The organism is Streptomyces asiaticus (assembly GCF_018138715.1).
Lineage (GTDB): Bacteria > Actinomycetota > Actinomycetes > Streptomycetales > Streptomycetaceae > Streptomyces > Streptomyces asiaticus.
Genome location: NZ_JAGSHX010000006.1, coordinates 1908266 through 1922374, shown reverse-complemented (window position 1 = coordinate 1922374; position 14109 = coordinate 1908266). Strand labels below are relative to the sequence as shown.

Here is a 14109-nt window from a genome sequence, read left to right as displayed (position 1 = left end):
TCCGCGTTGCCGCGCGTTGAGGAAAGCAGGAGGTGAGAACATTGATGACGGTCTCGGTGGCGAGCGCCGCTCGCGTTCAGGAGTTCCTCATTTCCACTCCCGCGGTCTCCGGCTGACACCTCATCGGAGGCCGCCCCTCGAAGGGTTTCCTCCGTGTTCAACACTTCTTCTGACGCCACCTCTCCGTACTCCCTCGCCGCCTATGGCTGGGACGACGGCTGGGCGGAGACGTTCGCCCCGTACGCCGCGCAGGGCCTGGTGCCCGGCCGGGTGATCCGGGTGGACCGCGGCCAGTGCGATCTGGTCACGCCGAGCGGCCTGGCGAGGGCCGACACCGAGCTGGTGACGCCGCGCGATCCGATGCGGATCGTGTGCACCGGCGACTGGACCGCCGTGGACGCCGAGGGCGATCCGCGCTACGTCCGCACGCTGCTGCCGCGCCGTACCGCCTTCGTACGGTCCACCTCCTCCAAGCGCTCGGACGGCCAGGTTCTCGCCGCCAACGCCGATCACGCCGTCATCGCCGTCTCCCTCGCCGCCGAGCTGGACCTGGGGCGGGTGGAGCGGTTCACCGCGCTGGCCTGGGAGAGCGGCGCCCAGCCGCTGCTCGTCCTCACCAAGGCCGATCTGGTGCCCGACCCGGACACCCTCGCCCATCTGGTGTCCGACACCGAGACGGCGGCGCCCGGTGTGCGGGTGCTGCCGGTCAGCTCCGCGACGGGGGAGGGGGTGGACGAGCTCGGCGCCCTGCTCGCCCCCGGCACGGCCGTGCTGCTCGGCCAGTCCGGCGCGGGCAAGTCCACGCTGGCGAACGCGCTGGTGGGCGAGGCCGTCCAGGACGTACGGGCGATCCGCGACAGCGACGGCAAGGGGCGGCACACCACGACCACCCGCGATCTGCTGCCCCTGCCCTCGGGCGGGGCGCTGATCGACACCCCGGGGCTGCGCGGGGTGGGGCTGTGGGACGCCGAGGGCGGTGTCGCGCAGGCGTTCGCCGAGATCGAGGAGCTCGCCGAGCGGTGCCGCTTCCCCGACTGCGCCCACCAGGTCGAGCCGGGGTGCGCGGTGCTCGCCGCGATCGACGACGGCGCGCTGCCGGAGCGGCGGCTGGAGAGCTACCGCAAGTTGCTCCGCGAGAACGAGCGACTCGCCGCCCGTACGGACGCGCGGCTACGTGCCGAGCTGCGGCGGGACTGGAAGCAGCGGCAGGCGCTCGGCCGTCACATGATGGAGCGCAAGCGGGGGCCGAAGCGGCAGCGGTAGCGGTGCGCCCGGGACCGGGGCGGGGCGGGGTGGGGCGGGCCGAGCCTGTCCGGTCCCGGCCCCGGTGCTGACCGGGATCCCCCTGGTGCTGACCGGGATCGGCCCCGGTGCCGACCGGGATCGGCCCCGGTCAGTCCACGGTCCGGGTCTTGGCCCCGGGCACGTCCTCCAGGCCCCAGCTGTACACCCAGCGCGGATGGATCCGGATGACCTCGTCGCTCAGCTGGGCGCCGAGGTCATGTGGCCCCGTGCGCCGCTCCGCCTCGCCGCGGATCTCCACCCCGCACACCATCCACGGCTGCTCGCTCACCAGGCTGTCGACGACCAGCGCCACCCTCGGATTCGTCCCGGTGTTGCGCCACTTCCTCGTCCTGCCCATGGCGTAGCCGCCGATGTCGACCGTGCCGTCCTCGTTGAGGAAGAACGCCACCGGGTTCGCCTGCGGCTGGCCCTGCGCGTCCACGGTGGCCAGCCGGCCGAGCCGCTGCGATCTGAGGTAGCCGACCTCGGGTTCGGTGAAAACAGTCATGTGATCACTGTCGCGCGGCCGCGCCCCATACGCAGCGGACGCGGGAGCGGGGCCGCCCGCCGCCGGTCGTGCTCGGCCGAAACGCCGATTGGGGTGGCTGCGCGCGGTAACTCGACGCCACGATGGCCCTGCGAGGGCCCGGGAGGCTCTGCGACGGTGATACGAGCGAGAGAGCGGGTTGCGATGAATCAGGCCACGGACGAGTACGACGTCATCGTGCTGGGCGCGGGCCCGGTCGGTGAGAATCTGGCCGACCGGACCCGCGCCGCCGGGCTCTCCACGGCGATCGTGGAGCGTGAGCTGGTCGGTGGTGAGTGTTCGTACTGGGCCTGCGTCCCCAGTAAGTCGCTGCTGCGCCCGGTGCTCGCGCGGGCCGAGGCACGCCAGGTGCCGGGGCTGCGGGAGGCGGTCGGGGGCTCGCTGGCGGCGGCCGATGTCTTCGCCCACCGCGACAAGCAGGTCGGCAACTGGAAGGACGACGGCGCGCTCACCTGGCTGGACTCGGCCGGGATCGACCTGGTGCGCGGCCATGGGCGGCTGGTCGGGCCGCGGCGGATCGCGGTGACGCCGTCGGACGGATCGGACGGCGGGGAGCGGACCCTCACCGCCCGCCACGCCGTGGCCGTCTGCACCGGCACCCGGGCCGCGCTGCCCGACATGCCCGGGATCGCCGAGGCCCGGCCCTGGACCAGTCGGGAGGCCACCAGCGCCGGCACGGTGCCGGACCGGCTGATCATCGTGGGCGGTGGGGTGGTGGCCGCCGAGATGGCCACGGCCTGGTGCGGCCTCGGCTCACGCGTCACGGTGCTGGTACGCGGCTCCGGGCTGCTGAACCGGATCGAGCCGTTCGCGGGCGAGCTGGTCGCCGAGACGCTGCGGGAGTCCGGGGCCGAGATCCGCACCGGTACGTCGGTGAAGGGGCTGGCCCGGCCGGGCGGGGTGGAGGGACCGGTCACGGTGACCCTGGAGAGCGGGGAACAGCTCGAGGCGGACGAGGTGCTCTTCGCCACCGGGCGCGCCCCGCACACCGAGGACGTGGGCCTGGAGACGGTCGGGCTCGAACCGGGCAGCTGGCTGACGGTCGACGAGACCTGCCGCGTGACGGACGTCCCCGACGGCTGGCTGTACGCGGCGGGCGACGTCAACCACCGAGCGCTCCTCACCCACCAGGGCAAATACCAGGCGCGCATCGCGGGCGCGGCGATCGGGGCACGCGCGCGGGGCGTCGAGCGGCTGGACACGGGCCGCTGGGGCGAGTACGCGACGACCGCGGACGAGGCGGCCGTACCGCAGGTCGTCTTCACCGACCCGGAGGTCGCCGCGGTCGGGCTGACCGCGGCGCAGGCCGAGTCCGAGGGCCGCAGCATCCGCGTCGTCGACTACGACATGGGCCAGGTCGAGGGCGCGGTCCTCTACGCGGACGGCTACCGCGGCCGCGCCCGCATGGTCGTCGACCTGGACCGGGGCCACCTGATCGGCGTCACCTTCGTGGGCCCCGGGGTCAGCGAACTGCTCCACTCGGCGACGGTGGCGGTAGCGGGCGAGGTCCCCATCGACCGCCTGTGGCACGCGGTGCCGTCGTTCCCCACGATCAGCGAGATCTGGCTGCGGCTGCTGGAGGCGTACAGGGGCTGAGGGCGCGGGGTTGATGGGACGCCGCGGGGTGTGCCCCGCGGCGCTTGAGCGGATCTTGGGCGGGCCTCGGGCCGGTCATCGCGTGGTGTTCCCGTAGAGCCTCCCTGTGGACAATGTGGGGATGAGCCAGCAGGGCGACCGATGCCGTCATGAGGACGACTGGTGGGGCGAGTTGTACGACCCGCGTCGTGCCGACGCGGGGCCCGCGGCGGCCTCCGACTCCGTGGACGAGCGGTTCGATTCGGCCTCCCGCACGCTCGCCGGTGACGAGGACGCCGGTAACCAGAGACCGGCCGCGGGCGCCCCCTGGGGCCCGCGGACGGGGGAGCCGGGCGGTGCCGCCCCGGGCTCCGACGCCGACGCCGGAGGTGGCCCGCAGGGGTGGCGATCTCCCGCCGACGAGGAGCCCGGTGCCACACTGCCCACTCAGCACCGCGCGGGGTCCGGTGCCGCGTCGCCCTCGGCGGGCGGCAACGCGGGATCGGGCGCCGAGCAGGGTGACAACGCGGAGCCCGGTGCGGGCCAGCCTTCCCAGGGCGGTGCGGGGCCCGGTGCCCAGCCGGGACGCACGGGGCCGGATGGCGCGGATCCCCGGGACGCACCCGGTCGCCCGGATCCAGGCCACACCCCGGAACGCACCGGCCCGGCGGGCGCACCCGGACGTACCGACTCGGGAAGCGCGCCGGGACCCACCAGCCGGGGGAGCGCGCCGGGACCCGCGAGGCCGGGGAGTCCGCCTGGTCCCGCGAGCCGGTCGGGCGCGTCCGGACCCACCAGCCGGGGGAGCTCACCCGGGCCCGCGAGCCGGTCGGGCGCGCCCAGCCCCACGAACCCGGCGGGCACGCCCGGCCTCACAAACCCGCCGACCCCGCCCGGCCCCACAAACCCGGCGGGCACGCCCGGCCCCACAAACCCGGCGGGCACGCCCGGCCTCACAAACCCGGCGGGCGCACCCGGCCCCACCAGCCCGGGAAGCGAGCCCCGGCGCACCGGCCCGGCGGGCGCACCCGGACGTACCGACTCGGGAAGCGCCCCCGGGCCCGGGCCCGCCAGCTCCACCGGCCCACCCAGGCGGGCCACCGTGTCCGGGCCGCCCTCGCCGTCGTCGGGGCCGCGGGGGGCCGGGGTGCCGGCTCCGCCGGAGGCCGTGTTGCGGGCCGATCCGGCGCGGCCCTGGCGGGCCGCGGCCGCCTCGTACGTCGGGAGCGAGCCGCCCACGTACGAGGCCGAGCCGACCACGCTTCCCGTCACCGATCCGGAGGATCTCCGGGACGTGGTGCCCGACACCGTGCTGGAGGGTGCCCGGTACGGCACGCTGACGCTGCGGGCCGCCTCCCTGCGCGGGGATGCGGCCCGCTATCGGGGCGAGCCGCGGCGCGACGCGCTGCTCGCGGTGCGGTTCGGGACCGGGGACAGCGCCCTTCTCCTCGTGGCCGTGGCGAGCGGGCAGCGGGCGGCCCCGGGGGCGCATCGGGTGGCGCGTGAGCTGTGCGAGTGGATCGCCGGGGCGGTCGGCAGCAATCAGGCCCGGCTGACGGAGGACATCCACACCGCCAACCGCGGCGCCCTCAGCTCCGGGCTGCACCGGCTCACCGACCGTGCCTACGGGCGGCTGCGCGCCGGTGCGACCGTACGCGGCCTCGCCCCCGCCGACCACACCGCCTCGGTGCGCTGCCTGCTGCTCCCGGCGCATCCGGCCTGCCGTACCCGGGTGTTCTTCGGCGTCGGCGACGGCGGGCTCTTCCGGCTGCGGGACGGCGTCTGGCAGGACCTGGAACCCGACGGGGGCGAGCGGGACACCATCGGCGGACCCGTCATCGGCTATGGGAGCGGCCGCCCGCCCGTCCGCCAATCGACACAAGAGCCCCAGCACCCTCAGCAGCCCCCCGAGCCAGAGCCAGAGCCCGAGCCAGAGTCCGGGCCCGGGCCCGGGCCCGAGTCCGAGCCGGTCCACGGGCCCTTCCGGTTCCGCGCCTCCGTCGCCCGGCCGGGCGACACCCTTCTGCTGTGCAGCGCGGGCCTCGCCGATCCCCTGCGCGGCGAGGCCGCCCTCGCCGATCGCCTGGCCGAACGCTGGGACACCGCGGAGGCGCCGGGTCTGGCCGCGTTCCTCGCCGATGCCCAGACCGGGGTGAAGGGTTACGCCGACGACCGTACGGCGGCCGCCGTCTGGGAGGCGTAAGCGCGCCGTCCATGGGTTGATGGACGAAAGTCGATGGACGAAAGGTGCAAGGTGGCGGACAACCGCCACCCACCCCATCGACCCTGGACGAAAGGGATGAGGGCGCGCGATGGCCAAGCAGACCGTGGCTGAGCAATATGTGGACATCCTGGTGCGCGCCGGTGTGCGGCGGCTGTACGGCGTGGTCGGCGACAGCCTCAACCCCGTGGTGGACGCGGTCCGCCGCAATGCCGCGATCGACTGGATCCAGGTGCGGCACGAGGAGACCGCCGCCTTCGCCGCCGGTGCCGAGGCGCAGCTCACCGGGTCCCTCGCCGCCTGCGCGGGCTCCTGCGGCCCCGGGCACGTCCATCTGGTCAACGGGCTCTACGACGCCCACCGCTCCATGGCCCCGGTCATCGCGCTCGCCTCGCACATCCCCAGCAGCGAGATCGGCACCAGCTACTTCCAGGAGACCCACCCCGAGCGGCTGTTCCAGGAGTGCAGCCACTACTGCGAGCTGATCTCCCACCCCCAGCAGATGCCCCGCGTTCTGCAAACCGCCGTCCAGCACGCGATCGGCCGCAGTGGGGTCAGCGTGGTGGCACTCCCCGGCGACATCGCCGCCCGCCCGGCGCCCGAGCGTGCCGAGGAGCACGCCCTGGTGACGTCCCGGCCCACCGTGCGCCCGGGCGACGCGGAGATCGACCGGTTCGCCCGCATGGTCAACGAGGCGGAACGGGTGACGCTCTTCTGCGGCCGGGGCTGTGCCGGGGCGCACGAGGAGGTGATGGCCTTCGCCGAGCTGCTGAAGGCGCCGGTGGGGCATGCCCTGCGCGGCAAGGAGTGGATCCAGTACGACAACCCGTACGACGTCGGCATGAGCGGTCTGCTCGGCTACGGCGCGGCGTACGAGGCCACCCACGAATGCGATCTGCTGATCCTGCTGGGCACCGACTTCCCGTACGGCGCCTTCCTGCCCTCCGATGTGCGGACCGTGCAGGTGGACGTCCGCGCCGAACACCTGGGCCGCCGCTCCAAGCTGGACCTGGCCGTCTGGGGCGACGTCCGGGAGACGCTGGGCTGTCTGACGCCGAAGGTGCACCCGAAGACCGACCGCCGGTTCCTCGACCGCATGCTGAAGAAGCACGCCGACGCCCTGGAGGGCGTGGTCAAGGCGTACACCCGCAAGGTCGACAAGCACATTCCGATCCACCCGGAGTTCGTGGCGTCGGTGCTGGACGAGGAGGCCGCCGATGACGCGATCTTCACCGTGGACACCGGGATGTGCAATGTGTGGGCCGCGCGTTATCTGTCCCCCAACGGCCGCCGCCGGATGATCGGCTCCTTCACCCACGGCTCGATGGCCAACGCGCTGCCGCAGGCGATCGGCGCCCAGTTCATGGACCGCCGCCGCCAGGTGATCTCGATGTCCGGCGACGGCGGGTTCACCATGCTGATGGGCGACTTCCTCACCCTTGTCCAGTACGACCTGCCGGTGAAGGTGATCCTCTTCAACAACTCCGCGCTGAGCATGGTCGAGCTGGAGATGCTGGTCTCGGGCCTGCCCGCGCACGGCACGGGCTACCACAACCCGGACTTCGCGCAGATCGCCCGCGCCGCCGGGGTGTACGGCGAGCGGGTGGAGAAGCCCAAGCGATTGCGGTCCGCGCTGCGCGCCGCACTGCACCACAAGGGGCCCGCGCTCCTGGACATCGTCACGGACCCCAACGCGCTGTCCATCCCGCCCAAGATCAAGGCGGAGATGGTGACCGGCTTCGCGCTCTCGGCCAGCAAGATGGTGCTGGACGGGGGCGTCGGCAAAATGGTCCAGATGGCCCGCTCGAACCTCCGGAACGTACCGCGCCCCTGAGCGGACCGCTCGCCAGATGAAATGACCAGTAACACAGCATCCCGTCGGGATCATCCGGCGGGGGCTGTTTGCGTTCCGGGTGGCTACTCCCAGACGGGCCGTCCGCTCTCCCAGAGTGTGGACACGTGGCCGGCGAACCGGTCGTACAGCCCATCGTCGCCCATCCGATGCAGGTGGAACATCGGTGACTCATGGCCGAGCAGACTCGACAGGTGCGGAGTCACCAGCATTTCGGAATCGAAGCTGAACACCGACAAGGCGATGTGATCATCACTGAACCGGGCGTCGACGCCGTCAATGCGCTTCAGCTTCGACAGCGGCGAATCATCTGTCTCGTCGCCGACTGGCACCGGATCGCGTTCGACGAGGCAGCGCGTAACACACTGCGGCAGACGGTCAGCGACGTTGGAGGCGTGTGCGTAGCCGTCAGTGATGAGCAAGCTCCCGGGAATTCGCGAGATGTGGCTATGCGTCGGCTTCGCGCTAGCGGGAAGCAGATCGGCCCGGGTACGACGCTGGTCCGGCATGACGGGGCGACGGCATGAGCTGGTTCCCTGGCCGGGGCGTCGACTGCCTGTCCCGACGAGAAGTGGTCAGGCGCGTCGCGACCATGGAGGCTCGGCAGCGTCTGCTGCGACGGTACAGCCGGCCATCCGACAGCGAAGAGCAGCCGCCTTCGCATCCCGCCTGATGACTTCCTCGTCTTCCCCTGACCTAGCGGCAGAGGGGACGAGGAGCGGTGAGGGCCTTCGAAATCATCGGAGTACATCTCGGAGGCTCCCGCATAGAGCCCCTGCCTGGTGGGTGCTGGAACGCCTGGCAGGTAGGAAGCGGTCCGGAAGTGCCCTGGTCGGCTCCTTTCGGATCGTGGTCCCTGCTCCGAGTCCCGGTGACGTGCGACGGGATGAGGGGCGGCGGTCGCACACGACCTCGCCCCGGTCGGATGGTTGGTGGCCAGTGACCGGGGCGAGGGCAGCGCACCACTCACAGAGAAGAGGCACGCGTATGAGCAACGTTACTGCGTTACTGGAACGACCCAAGCGGGCCGGAGTGATCCGGACTGTCTTGGACAACAACCCCGGCATGGAGCCGGGTATGGCCGAGCGGATCGTCGACGAGGCCGTCAAGTTCACCGCGACCTGCGCCGCCTTCCCGGACGCCCGGCTTCGCCCGTCCCGGGTGGTCGACGAGGGTTGGCACGCCCTCATCCTTCACACCCGCGTCTACAGCGAGCTGTGCGAGGGGTTGGGCCATTTCGTGCATCACATGCCGGAGCCGCCGAACCCGTACCGCCACGACGCGGGCGAGCTGACGCGCACCCAGGAGATGGTCGCCCAGGCGGGGTTCACCGTGGATGACGCGCTGTGGCTGGCGCCGACCGACCGGAGCATCCTGGTCGCGGCCGGATGTGAGCACAGTGAGCCCGGGGGCGAGGGCACATGCACCGGCGACTGTAGCAACACGGGCCCGAACTGAGCTGACGCGCTGACAGCCCGACGCGCGGCACGTACTCTCGGCTACAGGAGGTGGTCGTTGTGTCGCAATGGGTGAATCCTCGTGCGGTCGACGTAGTCCGGTTCGCGAGTCGGTTCCAGGCGCCGTCAGCACTCCCGGACGATGCCTGTGGCTGCTGGGCCGGACGCAGACGCCGGCGGGGACCGCCTCATCGATCTCGGCGCCGATTCTCGGCGACTGTGCTTGTTGGTGATGACGGCGCGATGTATGCCATCCCGTGTAGCAGGTGCAGTGGAACGGGCGTCGTCTCGTAGGTCAGCCAGCACCCGTCAACGGCCCCGTCCGTCCGCTTCCATGTGGCGCCGGGCGGGGCTTCCTCACGGCATCGAGATACGCACCTTCGTCCAGTACGACAACCCGCTCCAAGCTGGGCCTCGCCGTCTGGGGCGACGTCCGGGAGACGCTGGGCTGTCTGGCGCCGAAGGTGCACCCGAAGACCGACCGCCGGTTCCTCGACCGCATGCTGAAGAAGCACGCCGACGCCCTGGAGGGCGTGGTCAAGGCGTACACCCGCAAGGTCGACAAGCACATTCCGATCCACCCGGAGTTCGTGGCGTCGGTGCTGGACGAGGAGGCCGCCGATGACGCGATCTTCACCGTGGACACCGGGATGTGCAATGTGTGGGCCGCGCGTTATCTGTCCCCCAACGGCCGCCGCCGGATGATCGGCTCCTTCACCCACGGCTCGATGGCCAACGCGCTGCCGCAGGCGATCGGCGCCCAGTAGGCTGCATGAGCTGACAGTGACGCCCTGGTGACTGTCAGGCGAACACGAGGTGATCTGTACGTAGTGAGGACCCTTCTGTGACCGCTGGTGCCCCGCGCCCCAAGGTCGGCGCGGTGGTGCTGACCATGAACGACCGGCCCGAGGAGTTCCCTCGGGCCATGGCCTCCCTGCTGGCTCAGCAGGGCGTCGATCTCGACGTGGTGGTCGTCGGCAACGGCTGCCGCCCTGCCCAGGTCCCCGCGGGGGTGCGCACCATCGAACTGCCGGAGAACGTCGGAATCCCCGAGGGCCGCAACGTTGGCGCCGCCGCTGTCACCGACGACCGCGACTACCTGTTCTTCTTCGACAACGACGCCGTCCTCCCAGCCGCCGACGCCCTGGCCCGGCTCGCCACCGAACTCGACTACGACGCCCGGCTCGCTTATGTACAGCCCCGCATCACCGACCCCAACAGCGGCGTCACCCAGCGCCGCTGGGTGCCCCGGCTGAAGTCCTCCGACCCCACTCGGCCCGGCACCGTGACCGTCATGGCCGAAGGCGTCGTTCTGATCCGCCGCTCCGCCTTCCAGGCCGTCGGGGGATGGCCCGGCCACTTCTTCCTCTTCCACGAGGGCATCGACCTGGCCTGGCGACTGTGGGACCGCGGCTACACCGGCCGGTACCTGCCCGCCGTCACCGTCCACCACCCGGCGACCAACCCGGCCCGCCACGTCACCTTCTACCGGCTCAACGCCCGCAACCGTGTCTGGCTCGCCCGGCGCAACCTCCCCCGGGTTCTCATCCCCTTCAACCTCGCCACCTGGCTGGCCCTGACCCTGTGGCGGTTCCGTGACCGCGCGGCCCTCCGCGCTTCTCTGAGCGGGCTACGCGAAGGGCTGCGCGGGGGGCACGGCACCCGGGCGCCGATGAGTTGGCGGACGGTCGTCCAGCTGACTCGCTGCGGACGACCGCCCGTCGTATAGCCGTCAGACCGTATGCGCCGGTCAGCCGCTCACCGGCCGCAGCCGCAGCGTCAGGATCTGGTGCGGACGCAGTGCCAGGGTCAGCCCGCCCGGGCCCGTGGACGCCTCGTGCAGGGGGCGCTCCAGCAGGTCCGTCACCTCCGCGCCGAGCACCGGGAAGCCGGTGACCAGCGTGCCCGCCGCCCGGCCGCCCTGCGACTCGTACAGCCGCACCACCACATCGCCGCTGCGGTCCTCCGCGAGCTTGACCGACTCGATCGTGATCGCGGGGTTGTCCACGGACACCAGCGGCGCCCGCTCGGCCGGTCCGGCGGGGAGGGTGCGCAGCGGCAGGTTGAGGGCGAGCCCCTCGGCGACCGCCTCGGCGACGCCCGCGCCCGGCAGCAGGGCGTAGCGGAAGCGGTGGACGCCCAGGTCGGTCTCGGGGTCGGGGCTGTGCGGGGCGCGCAGCAGGGTGAGCCGCACGGTGGTGCCCAGCACCTCGCCCTCGCCCGGGTCCCCGTCCGCGCCCCCGTCCGTGCCCCCGCCCCCGTTGTGCGCCGTACGGGTCACATCGTGGCCGTACGTGGAGTCGTTGAGCACCGCCGCCCCGTACCCGGGCTCGGCGACCCGCAGCCAGCGGTGGGCGCAGATCTCGAACCGGGCCGCGTCCCAGCTGGTGTTGGTGTGGGTGGCGCGGTCCACATGACCGAACTGGATCTCCGCGGTGGACACCTTGGCGTGGATGTCCAGCGGGAACGCCGCCTTGAGGACCTTCTCCGACTCCTGCCAGTCCACCTCGGTGGCGATGTCGAGGCGGCGGTTGCCCGCGGCCAGCGTCAGCTCCTGGGTGATGCGGGAGGCGCCGAAGGACCGTATGACCCGGACCGTGGCGCGCAGCGGACCGGACTCGGTCAGCTCCACGGACTCGGCGTCGGTCAGATCGGTGTGGCTGCGGAGGTAGTGCCGGTCGATGTCCCAGGCGTCCCAGTGGTTGGGGTGGTCGGGGTGGAGCTGGAGGAGGTTGCCGCGGGCGCCGGGGGCCAGCACCTCACGGCTCGCGTCCAGGTCCAGCACCGAGGTGAGCAGCCCCTCGGCGTCGATGGTCACCCGCAGCCGGTCGTTGTCCAGGACGATGGACTGGCCGTCGCTCAGGGCGGTCACCGGCGGTGCCCCATGGGGTGCGCCGCTGACGGCCGCTGGCGCCTGCGGGGCGGCCCCCAGGGGCGCCGCGCCCAGCCCGGCGACCCGCACCGCGACCGCCGTACGGCCCTCGTCCAGCGGCTGGACCGGGGCCCCGGACGGCAGGGCGGCCGCCGTCCGCGCGTCCAGGACGACGATCTCCTCGCGCTCGTACGGCGAGGCGTTGAGCACGGCGGGCGCGCCGCCGCCCAGCGCCGCCACCGCCCCCGCGATGATCTCCTCCAGCTCGGCGAACACCATCTCGTAGGTGTCCCGCGCCTCGCGGTGCACCCAGGCGATGGACGAGCCGGGCAGGATGTCGTGGAACTGGTGCAGCAGCACCGTCTTCCAGATCCGGTCCAGCTCGTCGTACGGATAGGCGTAGCCGGGCGCGTGCAGCGCCGCGGCCGTGGCCCACAGCTCGGCCTCCCGCAGCAGATGCTCACCGCGCCGGTTGCCCTGCTTGGTCTTGGCCTGGGTGGTGTACGTGGCCCGGTGCAGCTCCAGATACAGCTCGCCCGACCACACCGGCGCCTTGGCCCCGTACTCCCGCTCGGCCTCGGTGAAGAACGCCGAAGGTGGCTGGATTTCGACGGTCGGCGAGCCCTCCAGGGAGGCGAGCCGCCGCGCCTTCTCCAGCATCTCGCGGGTGGGACCGCCACCGCCGTCGCCGTAGCCGAAGGGCACCAGCGAGCGCGTGGCCAGCCCCTTGTCGGCGAAGTTCTTCTCGGCGTGGGCGAGTTCGGCGGCGCTGAACCGGGCGTTGTAGGTGTCCACCGGCGGGAAGTGGGTGAAGACCCGGGTGCCGTCGATGCCCTCCCACCAGAAGGTGTGGTGCGGCATCTTGTTGGCCTGGTTCCACGACAGCTTCTGGGTGAGGAACCACCTCACCCCCGCCAGCTTGGCGAGCTGCGGGAAGGCGGCCGTGTAGCCGAAGGAGTCCGGCAGCCAGATCTCCTCGGTGTCCACTCCCAGCTCCTCCAGGAAGAACCGCTTGCCGTGCACGATCTGCCGGGCCAGCGCCTCACCACCGGGCATATTGGCGTCCGACTCGACCCACATCGAGCCCACCGGCGCCCAGTTGCCGTCCGCCACCGCCTTCTTGATCCGCTCCCAGATATGCGGCTGGTGCTCCTTGACCCAGGCGTACTGCTGCGCCTGTGAGCAGGCGAAGACCAGCTCCGGGTACTCGCCCGCGAGCGCGGTGACATTGGCGAAGGTACGGGACGCCTTGCGCACCGTCTCGCGCAGCGGCCACAGCCACGCCGAGTCGATATGGGCGTGTCCGGCCGCCGAGACCCGGTGCGCGCTGGAGTGCGCGGGACGGCCGAGCGCGTCGGTGAGCTCGGCGCGGGCGGCGGCCGCGGTGCCGGGGACGTCGTGGAGGTCGAGCGCGTCCAGCGCGTTCTCCAGGGCGCGCAGGATCTCATGGCGGCGCGGCCGGTCCTCCGGCAGCTCGTGCATCAGCTCCGAGAGCACCTCGATGTCCAGGACCAGATGCCAGACGGTCTCGTCGAGGACGGCCAGCTCGGCCGAGGCGAAACGGTACAGCGGCTCGTCCCCGGCGGTCAGCACATCACCGAGCCGGGTCGGAATGAAGCCGTCGCGCAGCACGGACGGGTTGGCGGCGGCCTCCAGCAGCAGCCGTACGGGCTCGCCACCGGCGGCGGGGGCGGCTACGGGGATGTGGCGGTTGCGCGGGTGGATGCCCTTGATCGGCACCCCCTCCGCGTCGTACACCAGCCCCTCGGCCTGGAACCCCGGGGCGTCGTCGGTGAAGCCCGGGTCGATCACGGCCTCCACCCGCCGCCCCGCCCAGCCCTCGGGCACCGCGCCCTCCAGCCGGAACCACCAGGTGGACCACGGACTGCCCCAGTCCGTGCCGGTGGTGAACGGCTCGTACGTGCCGGCCAGCGCCTCCGCGACCGGCACCGGCTCACCGGGGGTGCGCCACGCGGAGAGGGTGAGCGGCACCCGGGCCGTGTACTGGGCGGGCCTGATGAACTGGCGCAGCGCGCGGTCCAGGCGCCCCTCCACCAGTGGTCGGTCGTCGTGCATCACGGCTCCTCGGCTCGAGCTCGGGGGATCACTCAGCGGATCACTCCCAGCATTTCCCTCGGTGTGTGGGAGGCAACACCCGGGCATGCATTTCCGTGAGCGTGTTCGACGACATTCGACGCTGGCCGCCGTCAGGGGGTGGCCGGGGCGGGGGAGGATGAAGCGTCAGCCTGTACGGCCGGGCCGGGGGCATGGGCAGGGTCGGCCGGATGCGCGGCCGAAGGC

9 protein-coding genes and 1 pseudogene are annotated in these 14109 nt (G+C 72.3%); 7 read left to right on the top strand and 3 right to left on the bottom strand.

Translation table 11 applies throughout. The features are described 5' to 3' along the window. The first annotated feature begins 153 nt into the window (after nucleotides 1-153). Nucleotides 154-1263, top strand: coding sequence for a ribosome small subunit-dependent GTPase A (gene rsgA / locus KHP12_RS15825; RefSeq protein ID WP_211833080.1), 1110 nt, complete (start codon nucleotides 154-156; stop codon nucleotides 1261-1263). Between the two features lie 130 nt (nucleotides 1264-1393). On the opposite strand, the gene KHP12_RS15820 is transcribed toward rsgA, so the two are convergent. Next, the gene (locus tag KHP12_RS15820; protein ID WP_210610060.1) at nucleotides 1394-1792 is read right to left on the bottom strand and encodes a PPOX class F420-dependent oxidoreductase; all 399 of its coding nucleotides are present in this window, start codon (nucleotides 1790-1792) and stop codon (nucleotides 1394-1396) included. Nucleotides 1793-1975: 183 nt separating this feature from the next. On the opposite strand from KHP12_RS15820, the gene KHP12_RS15815 reads away from it, so the two are divergent. The 3 genes from KHP12_RS15815 (at nucleotide 1976) to KHP12_RS15805 (ending at nucleotide 7461) form a co-directional block, all read left to right on the top strand. Next, nucleotides 1976-3427, top strand: coding sequence for a dihydrolipoyl dehydrogenase family protein (locus KHP12_RS15815; protein WP_211833079.1), 1452 nt, complete (start codon nucleotides 1976-1978; stop codon nucleotides 3425-3427). Nucleotides 3428-4553: 1126 nt separating this feature from the next. Then, nucleotides 4554-5609 (top strand): protein phosphatase 2C domain-containing protein, encoded by a 1056-nt coding sequence (locus tag KHP12_RS52900; RefSeq protein ID WP_308016793.1) that lies wholly within the window; start codon nucleotides 4554-4556, stop codon nucleotides 5607-5609. A 109-nt stretch (nucleotides 5610-5718) separates the two neighbouring features. Further along, nucleotides 5719-7461: a pyruvate dehydrogenase gene (locus tag KHP12_RS15805; RefSeq protein ID WP_086885071.1), complete on the top strand. Its 1743-nt coding sequence runs from the start codon at nucleotides 5719-5721 to the stop codon at nucleotides 7459-7461. A gap of 83 nt (nucleotides 7462-7544) precedes the next feature. On the opposite strand, the gene KHP12_RS51075 is transcribed toward KHP12_RS15805, so the two are convergent. Next, on the bottom strand, nucleotides 7545-7901 hold the full coding sequence (locus KHP12_RS51075; protein WP_246643122.1) for a hypothetical protein: 357 nt from the start codon (nucleotides 7899-7901) through the stop codon (nucleotides 7545-7547). Between the two features lie 565 nt (nucleotides 7902-8466). Here KHP12_RS51075 and KHP12_RS15795 point away from each other — a divergent pair. The 3 genes and pseudogenes from KHP12_RS15795 to KHP12_RS15785 all read left to right on the top strand — a co-directional run bounded on the left by KHP12_RS15795 (nucleotide 8467) and on the right by KHP12_RS15785 (nucleotide 10665). After that, complete coding sequence (locus tag KHP12_RS15795) at nucleotides 8467-8937, top strand: glycine-rich domain-containing protein (RefSeq protein ID WP_086885068.1); 471 nt, start codon at nucleotides 8467-8469, stop codon at nucleotides 8935-8937. A gap of 397 nt (nucleotides 8938-9334) precedes the next feature. Continuing rightward, nucleotides 9335-9700: pseudogene (locus KHP12_RS15790) on the top strand (thiamine pyrophosphate-dependent enzyme); the annotation flags it as partial. 80 nt (nucleotides 9701-9780) lie between these two features. Next, nucleotides 9781-10665 carry a glycosyltransferase family 2 protein gene (locus KHP12_RS15785; protein WP_211833077.1) on the top strand — a complete coding sequence of 295 codons (885 nt, stop codon included), beginning with the start codon at nucleotides 9781-9783 and terminating at the stop codon, nucleotides 10663-10665. A 21-nt stretch (nucleotides 10666-10686) separates the two neighbouring features. Here KHP12_RS15785 and KHP12_RS15780 read toward each other — a convergent pair whose 3' ends face one another. Then, nucleotides 10687-13884, bottom strand: a complete 3198-nt coding sequence (locus KHP12_RS15780) for an alpha-mannosidase (RefSeq protein ID WP_210610062.1) — start codon at nucleotides 13882-13884, stop codon at nucleotides 10687-10689. Nucleotides 13885-14109: the final 225 nt, after the last annotated feature.